The following is a 19,809-nucleotide window of genomic DNA, read 5'->3' on the forward strand; positions in this document are numbered from 1 at the left end:
CCCCGTCGGGGCGCCCGGGCTTCCGGGAACAGGCCGTGCGCGGCCGCGTGGCGGCCGGCGCGGTGGGTCAGGAGTGCTTGGCGCGGGAGGCCGAGCGGGCGCGGTCACGCTGGTCGAGGACGGCCTTGCGGATGCGGACGGCCTCCGGGGTCACCTCGACGCACTCGTCGTCGCGGCAGAACTCCAGGGACTGCTCCAGCGACAGCTTGCGCGGCGGCACGATCGCCTCGAACGAGTCGGCCGAGGCCGACCGCATGTTGGTGAGCTTCTTCTCCTTGGTGATGTTGACGTCCATGTCGTCGGAGCGCGAGTTCTCGCCGACGATCATGCCCTCGTACACCTCGGTGCCCGGCTCCACGAAGAGCACGCCGCGCTCCTGGAGGTTGGTCATCGCGAAGGCGGTGACGGCGCCGGAGCGGTCGGCGACCAGCGAGCCGTTGTTGCGCGTGGTCAGCGTGCCGAACCAGGGCTCGTGGCCCTCGTGGATGGAGTGGGCGATGCCGGTGCCGCGGGTCTGGGTCAGGAACTCCGTGCGGAAGCCGATCAGACCGCGGGAGGGCACGACGAACTCCAGGCGCACCCAGCCGGAGCCGTGGTTCGACATGTTGTCCATGCGGCCCTTGCGGACGCCCATGAGCTGGGTGACGGCGCCCATGTGCTCCTCGGGCACGTCGACGGTCAGGCGCTCGACGGGCTCGTGGACCTTGCCGTCGACCTCCTTGGTGACCACCTGCGGCTTGCCGACGGTCAGCTCGTAGCCCTCGCGGCGCATCTGCTCGACCAGGATGGCCAGCGCCAGCTCGCCGCGGCCCTGCACCTCCCAGGCGTCGGGGCGCTCGGTGTCCAGGACGCGGAGCGAGACGTTGCCGATGAGCTCGCGGTCCAGGCGGTCCTTGACCTGGCGGGCGGTGACCTTGCGGTCCTTGACGGCCGCCTTGTTGTCGGCGCCCTTGCCGGTGGCGCCGCGGCCGACCAGCGGGGAGGTGTTGGTGCCGATGACCATGGAGATGGCCGGCTCGTCCACCTGGATCAGCGGCAGGGCGACCGGGTTCTCCGGGTCGGCCAGCGTCTCGCCGATGGTGATCTCGGGGATGCCCGCGACGGCGCAGATGTCACCGGGGCCGGCCACCTCGGCCGGCTTGCGGGTGAGCGCCTCGGTCATCAGCAGCTCGCTGATGCGGACGTTCGTCACCGAGCCGTCGCGCTTCATCCAGGCCACGGACTGGCCCTTGCGCAGCTCGCCGTTCTTCACGCGCAGCAGCGCGATGCGGCCGAGGAAGTTGTCGGCGTCCAGGTTGGTGACGTGCGCCTGGAGCGGGGCGCTCTCCTCGTACGTCGGCGCCGGGATGTGCTCCAGGATGGTGGAGAAGAACGGCTCCAGGTTGGTGCTGTCCTCGGGGACCGTGCCGTCGGCGGGCTTGGTCAGCGAGGCGACGCCGTCACGGCCGCAGGCGTAGACGATCGGGAACTCGATCTGCTCCTCGTCGGCGTCCAGGTCGAGGAACAGGTCGTAGGTCTCGTTGACGACCTCGTCGATCCGGGCGTCGGGGCGGTCCGTCTTGTTGATGCACAGGATGACGGGCTTGCGGGCCATCAGCGCCTTGCGCAGCACGAAGCGGGTCTGCGGCAGCGGACCCTCGGAGGCGTCCACCAGCAGGACGACGCCGTCCACCATCGACAGACCACGCTCGACCTCGCCGCCGAAGTCGGCGTGGCCGGGGGTGTCGATGATGTTGATGGTGATGGGCTCCCCGCCGTCCTTGGGGTGGTACTTCACCGCCGTGTTCTTGGCGAGGATCGTGATGCCCTTCTCACGCTCCAGGTCGTTCGAGTCCATGACGCGGTCGTCGACGGACTCCAGCTGGTGCGCGGCGAAGGCGCCGGCCTGCTTGAGCATGGCATCGACGATGGTCGTCTTGCCGTGGTCGACGTGGGCGACGATGGCGACGTTACGGATGTCGTGGCGCGTGGCCATATTGCGACTATCTCCCGGAGTGTGAGGTGGCCGACGCACGCCTCGGTGGGTGGCGCGGGGCCTTCTGCCGGGCTGTTGCACGCCACGGCCTTACCCCATCGTACGGGGGTACGGCGGCTTTTCCCGCCCCAGGGAGAGTCTGCCCAGCTCATCGCCCATTTGTCCGCCTCCGCCGAGCCGCCCGCCGGCCCGTGCGGCGCCCGTCGCCGGTCCCTGCGGCGCCCGGGGCGGTGGGCAGCCCGTGCCGGAGCGGCCCCGCTCCCGGGGAGGGGCGGGGCCGCGGCGGGCGGGGATCACTTCTTCAGGAAACCCATGTCCTCGTGGACGGGGGTGCCGAACCCGAACGCCCCGGCGTTGGCGACGGTGCGACCGACGGCCACCAGCTGCGGCCGCTGGTACAGCGGGACCGACCCGGCCGCCGTCCAGATCCGCTCGTCGGCCCGCCGCATCAGCTCGCGCCCCTCCTCCTCGTCCAGCTCGGCGACGGCCCGGTCGAAGAGCTGGTCCACCTCGTCCGTGCCGACCCGGGTGTAGTTCTGCTCGACGACCAGCGACCCGTCGGCCGCCGGGACCGGCTTGGCGAAGATCGGCCGGGCGTCGGTGGCCGGGTAGGCCGAGACCGGCCAGGAGTACAGCGCCAGGTCGTACTGGCCGTTGGCGACGTGGTCCTTGAAGTAGCCGTCGTCCGGCACCCGGGTGATCTCGGTGCGGATACCGACCCGCCGCAGCATCTGCTGGACGCGGTCGCCGACCGCCCGCAGCGACTCCGAGCCCGGGCCGGACGGCAGCACGAACCGCAGCGAGAGCGGGCGGCCGTCCTTGGCGAGCTGCGCCGTCTCCGCGCCGGCGGGCGCCGCGGTGCCCCGCGGGGCGTAGGCGCCGGGCATGCCGCCGCCCTGCTGCTCGTGCGCGTCCCGGGCGGGCTTGTTGTCCTCCCCGACCACGTAGGTCGCGTCACCGTCGTCCTCCTCGGCGACCGAGGGGGACGGTGAGGACGGCTCGGACGGCTCGGACGACGAGGACGACGCCGGGGCGGAGGGGGCGCCGGTGGAGTCGCCGGTACCCGCCGGGCGGGAGGCGCCGGGGGACGGCGAGGTCACGGGCTTCCCGCCGGGCCCGTTGCCCGCCGCGCCCGCCACGCCGGCGGGCGGCTTCTCCTTGACCGGGCCGCCCGCCTTCCAGCCGGCCTCGGCCAGCAGCGACAGCGCCTTCTCGGTGTCGTGGCCGCCGAGGGCCCCGCTGCCGTCGGCGTAGTACGGCTGCCCGGCGAGCGCGACGTGGCTGCCGACCGGATCGGTGGGCAGGCCCAGCGGTCCCAGCACGGTCTTCGCCAGTTCCTCGCGGTCCAGCGCCCTGGCCACCGCGCGGCGCACCCGCTCGTCGGCGAGCGGGCCCTGGGAGCCGTTGAGGGCGAGCTGGGTGTAGGCGGGCTCCAGGGACTTGCGCACCGTGTACCGCGCCAGTCCCTGCTGCTCGGCGGCGAACTTCTTCTCCGCCTCGGCCCGCTTCGCGCGCGCCGTCCGCTCGGCCGCGGCGGCCTTGGCGTCGGAGCCGTGCAGGGCGGCCCAGGACAGGGTGGCCGCGGCGGCCCGCACCGTGCCGGCGGCGCCCGCCCCGGGCGCGCCGGTCAGCAGCAGGGGCGCGGCCGCCTTCGCGGCGCCGGGGCCCATCAGCGGCCGGCCGGACCCGCCGGGCGCGGGGCTGCCCTTGGGGCCGGGGGCCGCGGAGGTGATCCGGCGGGCCTGGGCGGCGTCCACCTCGGCCACGTCCAGCCTGCCCGCGACCAGCTCGGCCGTCCGCTTCTCGCGCGGCACCGCGCGCAGCTCGATCCGGTCCAGCTTGGCGGCGTCGCCCCACCACCGCCTGTTCCGCTCCAGGGTGACGTCGCCTCCCTTCCGGTCGACCTCCTTCACGGCGAAGGGACCGGCGGTCACCCGCAGCTCGTTGCGGGCCCCGTTGTTGAAGGCCTCGGCAGTGCCCATGACGTCCTTGGGGTACAGCGGGGTGAACAGCGAGCGCCAGTCGGCGTAGCGGCGGGCGAAGGTGACCTCGACCTCCTGGTCGGTCTTGCCGCGCCGGACCCGTTCGATCCGGTCGTAGCCCGCGTTGTGGGCGGTCCAGAAGGCGCTGTTGCGTCCGGAGAGCGCCTGCCACTGGGCGGCGAAGTCGGCCGCGCCGAGCTTCCTGCCGTCGCTCCAGACCGCCGCCCGGTCGAGCTTGTAGAGCACCACCTGCTTGGGCTCGGTCCGCACCACCTCCGCCGACTCCAGGAACTCGGCGGCGCGCTGCGGGCGGCCCCGGGAGTCCAGCCGGAACATGGCGGGGAGCACCGCCTGGGCGACGCGGGTGGTGGTGGCGTCGGCGTCGGACTGGAAGGTGTTCAGGGTCTGCGGGACGGAGTCGACGGCCCAGCGGAGGGTGCCGCCGTCCTTGATCCGGTCACGGGTGGCGGGCGCGATGTCCGGGCCGGCCAGCGGCTCGCTCGACCGCTCCCCGGAGCCGCAGCCGGACAGTGTGGTCACCGCGAGCAGGCCCGCGGTGAGAAAGACGACCGAGCGCATGACGGCGCGCGGTCCGACACGGTGGTGGTACGTCACTGCTGCCTCCGGGGCGAGCCGCTCCTCGTACGTCCGGGCAACGCGGCCTGCGGTCGATTTTCCCGATTTACCGATGAGATTTATGGCTCACTGAAGGCGACATCACGCACTCCTGTCCCCCGACTCGGCGACAGTTCGCCGCGGATCCCACCCGTTGGGAGCAACGTGCGGCCGAACGGGGAGGGGCCGAGGCCGTTGCGGGCGCGGGGGTGCGGTGATGCGGACCGGACCGCTGTCGATCACTTCGCGTCCACTCCGCGACCTGCACATGGCCTGATTCAGACGCATACCGGTCGCGAGCGGACGCACCCGGCCATACGCTCCCCTCTGTGATGCCCACCCCGTCACCATCGCCCCGCACCCGGCCCCACCGGCGCACCCCTCTGCCGGCCAGGGCCGCCGCCCTCCTTCTCCTCCTGACCACCCCGGCGTGGAGCCCGCCCGCCGCCGCGGCGACCGCCACGGTGGCCGCGGCGGCGGCCGACGGGCGGGTCGAGGATCCCGCGGCCGACCGTGCCCGCGGATCCGCCGGGGGTCCGGCCGGGACGGCACGGGGTTCCGCCGCCGACCGGACGCACCGCCCCGCCGCCGACCGGGGCGCCGGTGTCGCCGCGCGACCGGCCGGGAGCCCCGCCGCGGCGCGGGCCGCCGCGTCGGTGGCCGACGTGGCGCTGCCGGTCGCGATCGGGGGCGCGGTCGGCGTACTGGCCGGGTACGGCTACGTCCGCCGCACCCGGCGCTCCCGGACCCGGACCGTGCGCACCGGGGCGGACTCCCCCGCCGCGCCGGCCGCCGGGGCGCCGCCCGAGCCCGCCGTGCAGGGCGGCGCGCTGACCCGGCTGCGGGCCAGGTCGGGTCGCGGCGACGTGCCGGTCCCGGAGCTCGAGGCGCGGGCCGGGGCGGCGCTGGTCGCGGCCGACGACTGCGTGCACACCAGCCGCGAGGAGCTGGGGTTCGCCGAGGCGAGATTCGGTGCGGCCGCCGTCCAGGGCTTCGCCCGCGCGGTCCGCGGCGCCGAGAGCGAGGTCGCCGCGGTGTTCGCCCTGCTCCACGACGCCGGCGAGCCGCCCGCCGAGGGCACGCCGCCCGGGCCCGGGCGGATCGCCGTGCTGCACGACGTGCTGGAGCGGTGCCGTGCGGTGGGGCGGCGGCTGGACGAGGAGTCCGAGGAGTTCGACCGGCTGCGCGCCCTGGAGGACGGGACCGGCATCCCCGAGGCGCTGACCGTGGCGGAGCAGCGGTTCCGCGCCCTGACCGGGCGGGTCGGCGCGAGCGAGGCCAATCTGGCGGCGATCGGGGCGCGGTACGCGCCGTCCGCGGTGATGACGGTGTCGGGTCAGATGGAGCTGGCCAAGGAGCGGCTGGTCTTCGCGACCAGCCGGCTCAACCGGTCACGGCAGACCGGCGACCTGGGCGACCCGGTCGCCGCGGCGATGCACCTGCGGGCCGCCGAGGGGGCGATCTCGCAGGTCGGCGCACTGGTGAACGGTGTGGACCGGCTGGCGGCGGAGCTGGCCGAGGCCGACGAGGCGATCCCGCAGACCTTCGAGGCGGCGTTCGCCCGGGTGGGCAAGGACGCGCTGGCGGCGCTGCGGGCGGAGGTGGACCAGGGGGCGTGCGACCCGCTGGACGTGCTGCGGCGGGTGGTGCGGACGGCGACCACGGCGGTGCCGCTGCCGGAGGCGGTGCCGCCCGGGGAGGACGACGCGCTGTTCCCGGCGGCGGTGCTGGTGGCGCGCTGCTCCGCGGCGGCCGCCGAGGACTACGTGGGGGCGCACCGCGGTGCGGTGGGGGTGCGGGCCCGGGTGCGGCTGGCCGAGGCGCACCGGCTGCTGGGCCGCGCGGTGCAGGAGCGGGCGCCGGAGGACGCGCGGGACGCGGACGGGCTGGCGCGGCAGGCGCGGAGGCTGGCGGAGGAGGACGTGCGGGCGTACCGGGACGCGTACGGGCCGCAGGGCGGGGGCGTCGGCGGCGCGGTGCTCGGGGGTGTGCTGCTGGGCGGCGGCGCGGACGGGGGGCCGCCCGGCTCCTTCGGCGGCCCCGTCACCCGTGGGCGCCGCGGCTCCACCACCGCCCCCCGCGAGGCCGACCCGGGCGGCATCGCCCCCTGATCGCGCCGGGGACGACGCGCCCGGGCGGCCGGAGGGGGACCCGGGCGGTCGGAAGAGGTCTCGGAAGAGTTCTCAGAAGAGGTCGAGGAAGGCCGCGGTGGGGTCGGGGGCGGGGGCGCCGGCCTTGGGCAGGGCGAGCTCGAACCAGACGGTCTTGCCCCGGTGGGTGCGCCGCGACCCCCAGGCCGCGGACAGCAGCTGCACCAGCTGAAGCCCCCGGCCGCCCTCGTCCGTGTCCCGCGCGCGCCGCCGCCGCGGCTGCACCAGCCCCGCGTCCCACACCTCGCACACCATCGTCCGGTCCAGCAGCAGCCGCAGCCGTATGTCGCCCTCGCCGTACCGCAGCGCGTTGGTGACCAGCTCGCTGACCAGCAGCTCGGCCGTGTCGTCCAGCGCGTCCAGTCCCCACGAGGCCAGCTGCTCGCGCGTGTGGTCGCGGGCCCGGCCGACGCTGCGCGCCTCGGCGGGGAAGGTCCAGTCCCCCACCGCCTCGCGCGGCAGTCCGCGGATCCGGGCCAGCAGCAGCGCGATGTCGTCCTCGCCGTGGTGGGTGTCCAGCGCGCCCAGGACCTGGTCGCAGACCTCCTCCAGCGGCCGTGTCGGGTCGGTGATCGCGGCGACGAACGCGTCGAGCCCGTCGTCCAGCGGCTGGTGGCGGGACTCGACCAGGCCGTCGGTGTACAGGGCCAGCAGCGCCCCGTCGGGGAGTTCGACCTCGACCTCCTCGAACGGTTCGCCCCCGACGCCCAGCGGCATCCCGGGCGGCACCTCCAGCATGCGCCCGGGGCGGCCGCCCGGTTCCACGACCACCGGCGGCAGGTGCCCGGCATTCGCGAAGACGCAGCGCCGGGTGACCGAGTCGTAGACGGCGTAGACGCACGTCGCGAGGTACACCTCGGCCGGGTCGGCGCCGTCCGGCCGCCGTGCCGTGCGGCCGCTCTTCTGCGCGGGCAGTCCCGGCGAGCCGAGGCCGCGGGCGATCTCGTCGAGCGCGCCCAGCACCTCGGCGGGGCTGAGGTCGAGCAGGGCCAGGGTGCGGACGGCGGTGCGCAGCTCGCCCATGGCGACGGCGGCCCGCAGACCTCGGCCCATCACGTCGCCGACCACCAGGGCGGTGCGGTGACCGGGCAGCTCGATCACGTCGAACCAGTCGCCGCCCACCTCGGCGGTGGAGCTGCCGGGGAGGTAGCGGCAGGCGATGTCCAGGCCCGCCGCCTCCGGGTCGCCCGGCGGCAGCAGGGAGCGCTGCATGATCAGCGCCCGCTGGTGCTCGCGCCGGTACAGGCGCGCGTTGTCGATGCAGACGGCGGCCCGGGAGGCCAGCTGCGCGGCCAGCGCCCGGTCCCGCTCGCCGAAGGGCTCGCTGCCGGTGACCCGGGCGAACTTCACCAGGCCGACCACGGTGTCGTGGGCGACCATCGGCACGGCCAGTGTGGAGAGGGTCCTGCGGTGGCCCCCGGTGGGCGGCACCAGCCGCGGCTCGGCGGTGCGCAGCGCGTCCGCGCAGGGGGAGTTGAACGGGTAGTGGTGCACCGTGCCGACCTCGTGGGGCGCGTCGTCGGCGGGGAAGGCCAGATCGGCGACGGCGCTGGAGAAGCCGACCCGGCGCAGCGCGGCGCTGCCGTCGGCGAGCCCGGGGGCGGCCTCGTCGCCCACGAGGAGCGCCTCGTAGAGGTCGACGGTGGCCAGGTCGCAGAAGTGCGGGACGACGACGTCCAGCAGCTCGCGCGCGGTGGTCTGCAGGTCGAGGCTGTTGCCGATGCGGGCGCCGGCCTCGTTGAGCAGTTGCAGGTTGCGGCGGGCCGCGGCGGCCTCGCGGGCGGCCTCCTTGCGGGCGGTGACGTCGATGCCGAGCCAGGCCACGCCGATCGGGCGGCCGCTGCCGGCGTGCACGCGGTAGAGGTTGATCGACCAGTCGCGGGGCTCCGCCCCGTCGCCGACGCTGCCGGTGACGTGCATGTCGGTGACCGAGTGACCGGTCTCCAGGACCTGGCGCAGCGCGGTGGCGACGCGTTCGGCCTCCGGGGGCGCCAGGTAGTCGTGGACGCCGTGGCCGAGGTGGTCCTCGGGGCGGCCGCCGAAGACCGAGGCGAAGCGCTGGTTGGCGCGCTGGATCCGCAGGTCGGTGTCGATCAGCAGGAAGCCGAACGGGGACTGTCCGAATATCGCCTGGGAGGCGGCCAGGTCCGCCTCGAGTCCCTGGAGCGTGCGGACGTCGATCACGAGACAGAGCGCGGCGCGCTCCCCCTCGGCGTTGCGGGTCGGCATCACGTGGATCTCGGCCAGGGCCTCGGTCCGGCCGGCGCTCTGGCCCGGGCGGTCCGCCGTACCGTCGGCGCTTCCGGCGCCCTCGGCGCCCTCGGCGGGCCGGAGGTAGGGGACGACGCCGGTCCATTCACGGCCGTCGAGTATCTCGGCCATCTTGCGGCGGACGCCGCCGCGCAGCTCGGGCCGTACGAAGGTCTCCACCGGGTCGCGTCCGACGGCCAGCCGGGCCGGCACGCCGAGCAGACTCTCGGCGCGGGCGCTCCACTGGTCGACCAGCCCGTCCGGGCCGAGTGAGAACGTGGCGATGCCCAGCGCGTCGCTCAGAGATCCGGGCGGCCCGCTCTGCCACACCCCGTCGACCTCCGGGGCCTCTTCTCCCGGGCCCCTCGGTGGTATCCCGCCCACGCGAACCGTCCCCTCCAGCACACCCACCCGGGCCGGTCACCTCGGGCGGCTGCCCGCAGTATCCAGCACCGCGCCGCCGTGCGACACCGTCCTTCACTCCCCCGGTCTCCTAACCACCCATATCCCGCCCGAACCGCCAGCACGTCGAGTGGCCTGAGAGATCTCGAGCCGCGACCGGCGCGGGGCCCTCACCCGGGCACCGCCAGCTCGAACCACACCGTCTTCCCCCGGGGTCCTGGGTGCACACCCCACGCCCTCGCGAAGGAGGTGAGGAGCAGCAGTCCGCGTCCGCTCTCGTCCTCCGGCCGCACCTCCTCCCGCGGCCGCGGCGGAAGGGGGTCCTCGTCGCGGACCTCGATCCGCACGGTCCCCTGGCCGCCCCCGCCGGGACCCGGGCCGAGGATCGCCAGGTCGATGGGGCCGCCCCGTCCGTGCCGGACGGAATTGGTGATCACTTCGGTGACGAGCAGGGCCGCGGTGTCCCGCACGCCGTCCAGGCCCCACTGCTCCAACCGTCGCACGACCGCCGACCGGGCGGCCGGCACCGCGCGGGGCGACGACGGGAAGGTCCAGTCGGCGCGGTGCGTCTCCCGTGCGTCGAGCACCACGACCACCTCTCCCCGGAAGAGCCCGACCGCCCACCGGACGACCGATGACATAAGGGCTCATACCCGCACAGAAAGGTGATTACCGTGAGATTCGCCGGGATGTTCGGGAATGTTCAGCGGGCGGCGGGACGGTGCTCCAGCGCCTCGCGCACGGCCGGCACGTCCTGGTCCAGCCAGTCGACGTCCCAGATCTCCCCGGGGGACAGCCAGCGCAGCACGTCGTGGTCCTGCAGCGGTTCGGGGGCGGGGGATCCCGGCTCCAGGAGGGCCGTCCAGACCCGCAGGACATAGGGCTCGCGCAGCGGCCACTCGCCGGGGACCCGCCCGACGGTGCGCGCCTCGACGCCCAGTTCCTCGCGCAGCTCGCGCACCAGGGCCTGCTCGGGCGCCTCGCCCTTCTCCACCTTGCCGCCGGGCAGCTCCCAGCGGCCCGCCAGCTCGGGCGGCGCGCTGCGGCGCGCGGCCAGCAGTCTGCCCTCGTCGAAGAGGGCCGCCCCGACCACGGTGACATCAGCCGTCATGCGTCGGAGCATAAGGGGCGCGGCTCAGGCCGCGCCGGACGGGCCGGGGAAGCCGGCCGGACCCGCGGTCCCGCCGATCCGCTCGACCCAGTACAGCTGCTTGGGCCCGCGCGAGTCGAGGTTGTCGGCGATCTTCTGGGCCTCCGCGCGCGTGGCGTACTGGCCCACCCGGTAGCGGTTGCCGTTGTCGTCCTGGCGGATGACCTGCCAGGGAAGGGTGATCGTGCCGTCGCTCATCGCGCCTCTCCGATTGCCGGCCTCGCCGATGAAACCGCTGTACGCATATGCCCGAGCGTACGCCCAACCTTCACGCAGCGAACACGACTTCAGCCAAAGAGGCAGGCAACCGGCCATAACGAGGGGGCGCACGCCCCCCTCCGGCGCACGCCTGACCTTCACGCTCCCGTGCCGCGGAACAGCCCACAGGCCATCAGGTCGTCCGAAATCCGACGCCCGCGACAGGCCGCCCACCGCGGCCGGTAAGGGAGTTACCGCACCGGAAGATGGTAGGAGACCCGGTACCGGTCGGCCGGAACCACCACGTCCGCGGTCTCGACCGGCCGCCCCGAGGCGAAGAACGTCCTGCGGATCACCAGCACCACGTGGCCGGGCACGCCGCCCAGTTCCAGCAGTTCCTCGGCCAGCCCGGGGCGGGCCGACACCTCCTCGGTGACGTTGTCGACCACGACGTCGATCCCGGCCATCCGCTCGACCACGCCCATCCCGCCGAGCGGCCCCTCCTCCGGCAGCATCACGGGGGTCCGCCCGGTGACCTCGAGGGGCTCGAAGGAGGTGGAGAGCATCATCGGCTCCCCGTTCTCGCGGAACACGTAGCGGGTGCGCATCACCCGGTCCCCGGGCTCGATACGCAGCCGCTCGGCGATCTCCGGCTCCGCCTCGGCCTGCTCGCTGCGGGACTCCCAGGTGCCGCGGGACTTCTCGTCGGCCTGCTCCTGGCGGAACGGGTTGGCGCCGCCCGCCGGGCGGTAACCGGAGCGGGCGACCGGGCGCGGCACCGGGCGCTCGCGCACGTAGGTGCCGGAGCCGGAACGGCCTTCGACCAGCCCTTCGGCCATCAGCACCTTGCGGGCCTCCAGGGCGACCGTGTCGGAGACCCCGTACTCCTCGCGGATCCGGGCCTGCGAGGGGAGTCGGGTGTGCGGCGCGAGCGAGCCGTCGACGATCTTCTTCCGGAGATCACCCGCGACGCGCAGATACGCCGGCTGCTCACCGAATGTCACTGGCCGCTCCGCTTCGCTCGGGCTGTACAGGCAGCCACAGAGTGGCAACCGTGAGTATCTGCACGCAAGCAAGGGCCAGCGTTTCACTCGATGTGATGAACCACGGTTGACCAGGCTCTGGACGGGCAATCCCTGCCCAGCGTGGGCCCCGTTCAGTCCGCCGCCCACGGCCTGTCCCGGCGCGTTCCGGTACGCCCGGCGCGCCCGGGCGCCACAGGCGGACGCCCGTGCGCCGGGGCTCGTCACCTCACGGAGCGGAACCGGCCGCACGACACCGCCCCCGTCGCGGCGAACCACGGCGGGGGCGGACGGGAGGCGGGCGGTGCCTAGAGGGCGCCGGCGGGGGTCACGGTGTCGGAGTCGGCCTCCGGACGCTCGGTGCTCAGCTTCAGCGCCTTCCGCAGGTCCTTCGCGCCGTCGGTGCGGTCGGTGAGCGCGAAGAGGGCCGCCGACCAGCCGACGCGGAACTCGTCGGCACTCCTCGCGCTGTCCAGCTCCTCCCACAGGCCGCGGGCCACGTCGACCTGGTCCGCGAGCTGCCCGGCGGCCGGGCTCGCCCCGGGGTCCCAGTCATGGTCCCGCAACGCCCGCGATACGGCCGAGAGTTCGCCGGTCACCTCGGCCGCCCACTCCTGGTGGGCGGCCAGATCCTCGTCCACGCCGGCGAACGGCGCCCCGGCGAGTGCGGTGTTGAGACCCGCGACCGGCTCCAGGTAGGCCAGCTGGTCGCCGCCGAGGACGGTTTCGTCCAGCCGCACCGGCCCGGCCAACTGTCCCTCCTCCGCGGCGACGGCGCAGACGACGGAGCGGTCGCCGAGCGACCAGGCGGCCTGCGACGGGTAGTTGTAGAAGTAGTCCGCCGCCTCGGGGGCGAGTTTCCACGCGTCCATGGCGTACCGGGACAGATGCGCGACGCAGCGCCGGTCGGCCTCGTCGATCACGCCGTCCTGCCCGGGGTAGGCGTCCTCACTGAGATCGAAGCGCGCGAAGGCCTCGCCGTCGTGGGGAACGTCGCAGGACACCTCTTCGATCAGGTCGGCCTGCGCGTCCTCCTCCACGCCGTCCCAGTCGCCCGGCCGGTCGAAGCAGTCGCCCGGCTGGAGCGTGGCGGTGGCGTCGGTCTCGCGGAGGCCCTCCTCGAAGCCGCCCTTGAACGACGTCCACCCACCGGTGGTGAAGAACAGCACGGTGAGGAGCGTGCCGATCGTGGAGAGCGCGATGCCGGCGACGGCCAGGCCCTTGCCGCGCTGCCCCGTCTTCCTGATCTGCGCAAGGGCGATCACGCCGAGGATCACGCCGACCAGCGGGACGCAGCACAGCAGGCCGAGCACCAGGGCGGTGATCGCCAGACCGTTGTAGGGCGGCTTCTGCGGGGCGAACTGGCCGAACGGCGCGGGCACGCCGTACGGGTACGGACCCGCGCCGTGCGGACCGGGCGGCGTCGGCGGCCCGAACCCTCCGGCGGGCGACCCGGGACAGGGCGCGGGGGCCGGGGGCGCGGGCGCCCGCGGAACGCTCCCGGGCTCCGGCGGGGCCCACAGGTCCTGTGGGGCCGCGGGCGCCGGCGGGACCACGGGCGCCGGCGGCGGGCCGACCGGGGCGGGGGGCGGCACGGCATCGGAACGCGCGGGGGTCGGCATGGCGTCGGAGGGCGCGGACGGCTCGACAGGTGAGGGCTGGTCGCCCGAGGTGGCCGCGGGCTTGCTGAAGGACACCGCCGGGGGTGTGGGTGCGGCGGCGTCCGCGCCGTCGCGCTCGGGACTGCCGGGGTGCGGCGGCGGGGTGGGCGGTTCGGTGGCCACTGGGCGGTGCTCCTCGTGCGGGGTGGGCGGTGTCGCGTCGGCGCGGGTGCCGGGGCCCGCGGGGGTGAGGAGCGCATGCTAATCGAGCGGTCTTTCCCCCACCGACCGGGTGTCCACCGGCTCCTGGCACCCCAAAGGCCCCGCCCCCGTCACGACGGACGTGACGGGGGCGGGGCGGTGGGACGGGACAGGACGACCTCAGAAGGTCAGACCCCAGCTGTTGATGTAGCCGGTGTCGCCCGCGGCGTTGTCGCTGACCCGCAGCTTCCACGTGCCGTTGGCCACCTCGGAGGAGGCGTTCACCGTGTAGGTGGTGTTGATGTTGTCCGTGGAGGTGCCGGTGCCGTACGCCTTCAGCGTGTAGGCCGAGCCGTCGGGGGCGATCAGCTGGACCTGGAGGTCACCGATGTAGGTGTGGACGATGTTGACCGGCACCTGCAGGGTGGCCGGCGCGTTGCCGGTGACGCCGCTGACGGTGATCGAGGACTCGACGGTCTTGTTGTCGCCGATCGTGTAGTCCGTGGCGTTGCTGAACGACTTGCCGGCCGGCGGGGTGGTGCCGCCCGCGCCCACGTACAGCAGGCGGTTGGGCGAACCGGTGCCCGGGCTCGTGACCTTGCCGGAGACCGAGTTGGCGATCAGCGCCGAGGCGACCGTCGCCGGCGAGGCCGAGGTGTTGTCGGCCAGGTACAGCGCCGCGGCGCCCGCGACGTGCGGGGTGGCCATCGAGGTGCCGGAGATGGTGTTGGTCGCCGAGTCGCCGGTGTTCCAGGTCGACGTGATGGACGAGCCGGGGGCGAAGATGTCCAGGGCCGAGCCGTAGTTGGAGTAGCTGGCGCGCGCGTCGGTGCTGGTGGTGGCGCCGACGGTGATGGCCTCGCTCACCCGGGCCGGCGAACCGGTCGCGGTGACGGACTCGTTGCCCGCGGCGACCGCGAAGGTCACGCCGGAGGCGATGGCGTTGCGCACCGCGGTGTCCAGGGTGGTGGAGGCGCCGCCGCCGAGGGACATGTTGGCGACGGCCGGCTTGACCGCGTTGGACGCGACCCAGTCGACGCCGTCGATCACCCCGGCGGTGGTGCCCTCGCCGTTGTTGTCCAGCACGCGGACGCCGACGATGTTCGCCTTCTTGGCCACACCGTAGGTGGAGCCCGCGATGGTGCCGGCGACGTGGGTGCCGTGGCCGTTGCCGTCCTGGGCGACGCTGTCGCCGTCGACCGCGTCGTAACCGTTGCGGGCACGGCCGCCGAAGTCGGTGTGCGAGATGCGCACGCCGGTGTCGATGACGTACGCCGTGACGCCGGCGCCGGCCGTGTCGTCGTAGGTGTACGAGCTGTTCAGCGGCAGCGCGGTCTGGTCGATGCGGTCCAGGCCCCAGGTGGGGTTGGTCTGCGTCGTCAAGGTGGTGAAGGTGCGGTTCTGCTCGACCAGCGCGACGGCCGGGTCGGCGGCCAGCTTGGCGGCCTCGGCCTCGGTGGCCTCGATCGTGTAGCCGTTGACCGCCTTGCGGAAGGTCTTCTCGACCTGGGCGCCGTGCTTCTTGGCGACGTCCTTGCCCTTGGCCGAGCCGGCCTTGGTGTCCGACTTCAGCGTGACGATGTAGCTGCCCTTGACCGCGTTGTCCGCGTTCGCGTAGGCGATCGTGCCGGTGGCCCCGGCAGCCTGGGCGGGAAGCGCGGTGACCAGGCCGCCGGTGAGGGCGGCCGCGACCAGGGCGCCGACGCCGGCGAGCATTCTGCTACGGGAGCTCCGCATGACTGCCATCCGAGGGTTCCTCCTGCTGGGGGGAGCGGTGTCGGGAGGACCGGTCGGGTCCGCCCCGGGGCACGAACGGCGAACAGGTACATGCCAATCATGGTCGGATCGACCTCGACGGCTTCCCTGTCGCCAAGCCGAAAGATTGGTGGGTCTACGCGGATTGCACAAGAGGCTCCGCGGCGTCACCGGCCGACTTTCGCACGGCCGTAACACCGGTTTCATATAGCGGGACGACACAACGCCACCAAACGGCACACACACGCTCGGTAAACGAGACGAGGGTCACACCTCTCCGCGCGGGAGCACACCGCCGCGCTTCCGGCATGCGGCGCCATTGGTCTGACCTGGCACGAACCGCGCCCACGCGCCCAGCGGACCGCTTTCCGGGCACCGGCGCCCACCCCTCGCCCCGACGGCCACCCGGCACACAGAGTCACCTTCACGCCGCCCGCCTACCCGCCCCGGAGCTCTCAACTCCTCCTCCCACTCCTCCCGTTCACCCCTTCCCCCTTGACCCACGTGGTCCAGACCAATAGCTTCCGCGCATGCGTCTGCCTCGAAGACTCTTCTCCGCAGCGGGAGTTGTCGCTCCCGCGCTCGCACTGGTCGTCGGGCTCGCCCCGGCCTCGTCCGCCGCTCCCGGCGACGCGCCCTCCACCACCGCCTCGTCCCGCTCGCACCACACCCCGCGGCAGGTCGGCTACTTCACCCAGTGGGGCGTCTACGGCCGTGACTACCAGGTCCAGGACGTCGACCTCAGCGGTACGGCCGAGCGGCTGACCCACCTCAACTACGCCTTCGGCAACGTGAGTCCGCAGGGCGAGTGCCTGACGGGCAACATCCCCGGCGAGGCCGACGCCTGGGCGGACTACGTGCGGCCGGTGGCCGCCGCGGACTCGGTGGACGGCGTGGCCGACACCTGGGACCAGCCGCTGGCGGGCAACTTCCTGCAGCTGAAGAAGCTCAAGGAGAAGCACCCGGACCTCAAGGTGATGATCTCGCTGGGCGGCTGGTCCTGGTCGACCCACTTCTCCGACGCGGCCCGCACCGAGGCCTCCCGCAAGCGCTTCGTCTCCTCCTGCGTCGACCTGTACCTGAAGGGCGACCTGCCCGCGGACAGCGGCCGCGGCGGCCCGGGCTCGGCGGCCGGCGTCTTCGACGGCATCGACCTCGACTGGGAGTGGCCCGGCTCCTCCGGCGACACCGACACGGTCTTCCGTCCGGAGGACCGCAGGAACTTCACCAAGCTGGTCGCGGAGTTCCGTCGGCAGCTCGACGCGCTCGGCCGGCGGCAGGACAAGCACTACGACCTGTCCGCGTTCGTGCCCACCGCCGAGGCCAAGATCGACGCGGGCTTCGACGTCCCGAGGATCATGCGGGACCTGGACTTCGTGACCCTGCAGGGCTACGACTTCCACGTCAGCGGCGAGCCGGTCACCGCCCAGCAGTCCGCCCTGTTCGCGGCCGGCGACTACAGCGTCCACGGCACCGTGGAGGCCTGGCGCAAGCGGGGCGCCCCGCTGCGCAAGCTCGTGGTGGGCGTCCCCTTCTACGGCCAGGGCTGGACCGGCGTGAGCGGCGGCGGCGACGGCCTCGGGCAGCCGGCCGCGGGCCCGGCGCCCGCGCTCTGGGCGAACGGCTACGCCGACTACGAGGAGCTCAAGGCGCTGGCCGGCTCGGGCGGCTTCACCGTCCACCGGGACCGCGCCGGCGGCCACGCCTGGATCTTCGACGGCACCACGCTGTGGACCTACGACGATCCGCAGGTGCTGGCCCGCAAGGCCGCGTACGTGAAGTCCCGCGGGCTCGGCGGGGCGATGATCTGGTCGCTCGACGGGGACACCCCGGACGGAGAGCTGATCAAGGCCCTGGACAAGGGTCTGAACGGCTGATCCCCCGCGGCGCACCGCCGATGGCCGCCCGCGTCCGCACCCGCCTGCCGGGGCGGGCGCGGGCGGCTCCGTCCTCGCGCCCGCGCCGGCCCGTGAGCGGAACGTCTCCTGCCGCTCACGGGCCGGTCACGGGCGCGGCACACCGTGTCCGCTCCGATACCGAAGCGCAACCGGCCGTGCCGCACGTTCCGCCGCTCCCCCGCGTCACAGTGGCACAAGGGCACTCCACAGGCGTCCGAGGACGCCGACATCCCAGGGGGGAACGGGAGATGAGCATCCCGCACACGACAGGAACCGTCACCGCGCCGGCCGGCCCGCGCCGGCTGCGCGCCCTGCTCGCGGGGGCGGCGGCCGCGGGGCTGCTGCTCACCGGCTGCTCGGGGAGCGGCAGCGGCAGCGGCGTGGCACAGGACAAGTCCGCCGCCCAGGAGGGCGCGCCCGCCCCCTCCGCCGCGCCCTCACGCGGCGAGGACGACCGGGGCGGCGACCAATTGTCCACGTTCGCGCTGGACGTGGACACCGCCTCCTACGGCTACGCCCGCAGTGCGCTGGCCGACGGGCGGCTGCCCGAGCCGTCGACGGTGCGGGCGGAGGAGTTCGTCAACAGCTTCCGGCAGGACTACCGCAGGCCGAAGGGCGACGGCTTCTCGGTGAGCCTGGACGGGGCGCGGGCCGGGGAGGCGGGCTGGGCGCTGATGCGGGTGGGGCTGGCCACCCGGCCCGAACCGGGCGCCGGTGACGGTGAACGGAAGCCGGCCGCGCTCACCTTCGTCGTGGACGTCTCCGGCTCGATGGCCGACGAGGGCCGGCTCGACCTGGTCCAGGAGGGTCTGCGCACGATGGCCGGCCGGCTGCGTGACGAGGACTCCGTCGCGCTGGTCGCCTTCAGCGACGAGGCCGAGACCGTCCTGCCGATGACCCGCGTCGGCGGGCACCGCGGCGAGGTCCGCGACGCCGTCGACCGGCTGGAGGCGCTGTCCTCCACCAACCTGGCCGCGGGTGTGCGCGCCGGGTACACCGCGGCGCTGGACGGGCTGCGCGACGGCGCCACCAACCGGGTGGTGCTGATGTCGGACGCCCTGGCCAACACGGGGGAGACGGACGCCGACGACATCCTCCAGGAGGTGGCGCACGCCCGGAAGGACAACGGGATCACCCTCTTCGGGGTGGGCGTGGGCAGCGAGTACGGGGACGACCTGATGGAGCGGCTCACCAACCGGGGCGACGGCCACACCGTCTACGTCTCCTCCACCGAGGAGGCGGAGCGGGTCTTCTCCGAGGACCTGCCCCGCAACGTGGACCTGGTGGCGCGGGACGCCAAGGCACAGGTGGCCTTCGACCCCCGGACGGTGTCCGAGCACCGGCTGATCGGTTACGAGAACCGGCGGGTGGCCGACGAGGACTTCCGAGACGACCGGGTCGACGGGGGCGAGGTCGGCCCCGGGCACACGGTCACCGCCCTGTACGCGGTGCGGCTGAAGGAGGGGAAGTCGGGGCGCCTGGCCACCGCGACGGTGCGGTGGCTGGACCCGGAGACGAAGGAGGCCCGGGAGGCCTCGCGGTCGCTGGGGACCGGCGCGCTGCACGCCTCGGTCCGTGAGGCGTCGGCGCGGTTCCAGGTCACGGCGGTGGCGGCGCACTTCGCGGCGGCGCTGCGGGAGAGCGGGTTCGGCCCCGCGACGCCGAAGCTGTCGAGCCTCGCGGACCACGCGGACGCGCTGGCGGAGCGCACGGAGGACCCGCAGGTGCGGGAACTCGCCGAGGCGCTCCACCAGGCGGTCGCCCTCCGCGGCGGGGAGTGACGCCCCGCGGCCCGGTCACTGCCCCGGGCCGCGGGACCATTCGTACGGCGTCGTCGTGGTGACCCGGAGGAAGCCGTAGCGTTCGAGGATGGGGCGGCTGTACTCGGTGGAGTCGCTGTGGACCAGCCGCTTGCCGCGGGCGATCGCGGACCGGGCCCGCGCGGCCGTGAGGGCCCGGTAGACGCCCCGGCCGCGCCACTCCTTCCGGGTGCAGCCGCCCCAGATCCCCGCGAACTCGGTGCCCTTCACCGGCTCGAGCCGTCCGGCGCTCACCACCCGGCCGTCCTCCGTCTCGGCGACCCACAGTTCCAGGTCCTCGCCCGCGGCCAGCCGCCGCAGCTGCTCGTCGGCGTCGCGGGCGCCCCCGTCGGCGGCGTGGCCGAACACCTCGGCCTGCATGCGGCACATGGCGCGGACGTCCGCCTCCCCGGTCACCTGCCGCAGCGTCACGCCCGGCGGCAGCGGGACCTCGACGGCGAGCGCGCGGGCGTCACCGACCATCACCGACTCGGGGTCCTCGGGGACGAACCCGTGCTCCAGCAGCGTCTCGTGGAGGCCGGGCGCGTGGTCGTGGCCGCGGGTCTTCCACTCCGCGCGGACCACCGAGGGGTCCGCCCGGAAGTGTTCCACCGCCCCGGCGACCAGCCGGCGCACCTCGGCGGCGTCGGGGCGGCCGAGGTCCTGGTAGGTGACGAAGCCGCGGCCGCCCTCGTAGCGGGCGAGGTGGAGCGGGCCCAGCCGGGTCACGGCGAGGGCGCTGGAGGTCTCCGCGTCGGTGCGCAGCTGGGTGTCGTAGGCCCGCAGGAGGGCGGTGGCATGGTCCATGGGG

13 protein-coding genes are annotated in these 19,809 nt (G+C 74.2%); 3 read left to right on the plus strand and 10 right to left on the minus strand.

Annotation, left to right across the window (positions count from 1 at the left end):
* Window positions 1-67 precede the first annotated feature (67 nt).
* Both typA and ACFRAV_RS21705 read right to left on the minus strand, forming a co-directional pair.
* On the minus strand, window positions 68-1,975 hold the full coding sequence (gene typA / locus ACFRAV_RS21700) for a translational GTPase TypA (RefSeq protein WP_382557913.1): 1,908 nt from the start codon (window positions 1,973-1,975) through the stop codon (window positions 68-70).
* A 293-nt stretch (window positions 1,976-2,268) separates the two neighbouring features.
* Entirely contained in the window at window positions 2,269-4,536 is a 2,268-nt protein-coding gene (locus ACFRAV_RS21705) for an ABC transporter family substrate-binding protein (protein WP_382557965.1), read from the minus strand.
* Window positions 4,537-4,904: 368 nt separating this feature from the next.
* Here ACFRAV_RS21705 and ACFRAV_RS21710 point away from each other — a divergent pair, with 368 nt between their 5' ends.
* Window positions 4,905-6,683 (plus strand): hypothetical protein, encoded by a 1,779-nt coding sequence (locus ACFRAV_RS21710; protein WP_382557914.1) that lies wholly within the window; start codon window positions 4,905-4,907, stop codon window positions 6,681-6,683.
* Between the two features lie 72 nt (window positions 6,684-6,755).
* Here ACFRAV_RS21710 and ACFRAV_RS21715 read toward each other — a convergent pair whose 3' ends face one another.
* The 7 genes from ACFRAV_RS21715 to ACFRAV_RS21745 all read right to left on the minus strand — a co-directional run bounded on the left by ACFRAV_RS21715 (window position 6,756) and on the right by ACFRAV_RS21745 (window position 15,292).
* Complete coding sequence (locus ACFRAV_RS21715) at window positions 6,756-9,356, minus strand: SpoIIE family protein phosphatase (RefSeq protein WP_382557915.1); 2,601 nt, start codon at window positions 9,354-9,356, stop codon at window positions 6,756-6,758.
* 188 nt (window positions 9,357-9,544) lie between these two features.
* The gene (locus ACFRAV_RS21720) at window positions 9,545-10,015 is read right to left on the minus strand and encodes an ATP-binding protein (protein WP_382557916.1); all 471 of its coding nucleotides are present in this window, start codon (window positions 10,013-10,015) and stop codon (window positions 9,545-9,547) included.
* Window positions 10,016-10,077: 62 nt separating this feature from the next.
* Entirely contained in the window at window positions 10,078-10,485 is a 408-nt protein-coding gene (locus ACFRAV_RS21725; RefSeq protein ID WP_382557917.1) for a (deoxy)nucleoside triphosphate pyrophosphohydrolase, read from the minus strand.
* Between the two features lie 24 nt (window positions 10,486-10,509).
* Window positions 10,510-10,722 carry an SPOR domain-containing protein gene (locus tag ACFRAV_RS21730; protein ID WP_382557918.1) on the minus strand — a complete coding sequence of 71 codons (213 nt, stop codon included), beginning with the start codon at window positions 10,720-10,722 and terminating at the stop codon, window positions 10,510-10,512.
* Window positions 10,723-10,973: 251 nt separating this feature from the next.
* The gene (locus ACFRAV_RS21735) at window positions 10,974-11,726 is read right to left on the minus strand and encodes a GntR family transcriptional regulator (RefSeq protein ID WP_351114758.1); all 753 of its coding nucleotides are present in this window, start codon (window positions 11,724-11,726) and stop codon (window positions 10,974-10,976) included.
* A gap of 326 nt (window positions 11,727-12,052) precedes the next feature.
* Complete coding sequence (locus ACFRAV_RS21740) at window positions 12,053-13,126, minus strand: DUF4190 domain-containing protein (RefSeq protein WP_382557919.1); 1,074 nt, start codon at window positions 13,124-13,126, stop codon at window positions 12,053-12,055.
* A 600-nt stretch (window positions 13,127-13,726) separates the two neighbouring features.
* Window positions 13,727-15,292 carry a S8 family serine peptidase gene (locus ACFRAV_RS21745; protein ID WP_382557920.1) on the minus strand — a complete coding sequence of 522 codons (1,566 nt, stop codon included), beginning with the start codon at window positions 15,290-15,292 and terminating at the stop codon, window positions 13,727-13,729.
* A gap of 539 nt (window positions 15,293-15,831) precedes the next feature.
* Between ACFRAV_RS21745 and ACFRAV_RS21750 the strand changes: the two genes are divergently transcribed.
* Both ACFRAV_RS21750 and ACFRAV_RS21755 read left to right on the plus strand, forming a co-directional pair.
* Entirely contained in the window at window positions 15,832-17,178 is a 1,347-nt protein-coding gene (locus tag ACFRAV_RS21750; protein WP_382557921.1) for a glycoside hydrolase family 18 protein, read from the plus strand.
* Window positions 17,179-17,447: 269 nt separating this feature from the next.
* Window positions 17,448-18,980 (plus strand): von Willebrand factor type A domain-containing protein, encoded by a 1,533-nt coding sequence (locus ACFRAV_RS21755; protein ID WP_382557922.1) that lies wholly within the window; start codon window positions 17,448-17,450, stop codon window positions 18,978-18,980.
* 15 nt (window positions 18,981-18,995) lie between these two features.
* Here the strand turns inward: ACFRAV_RS21755 and ACFRAV_RS21760 are convergent, their stop codons facing one another.
* Window positions 18,996-19,805, minus strand: coding sequence for a GNAT family N-acetyltransferase (locus ACFRAV_RS21760; RefSeq protein ID WP_382557923.1), 810 nt, complete (start codon window positions 19,803-19,805; stop codon window positions 18,996-18,998).
* Window positions 19,806-19,809 lie beyond the last annotated feature (4 nt).

This window comes from Streptomyces sp. NPDC056600 (assembly GCF_042792855.1).
GTDB lineage: Bacteria > Actinomycetota > Actinomycetes > Streptomycetales > Streptomycetaceae > Streptomyces.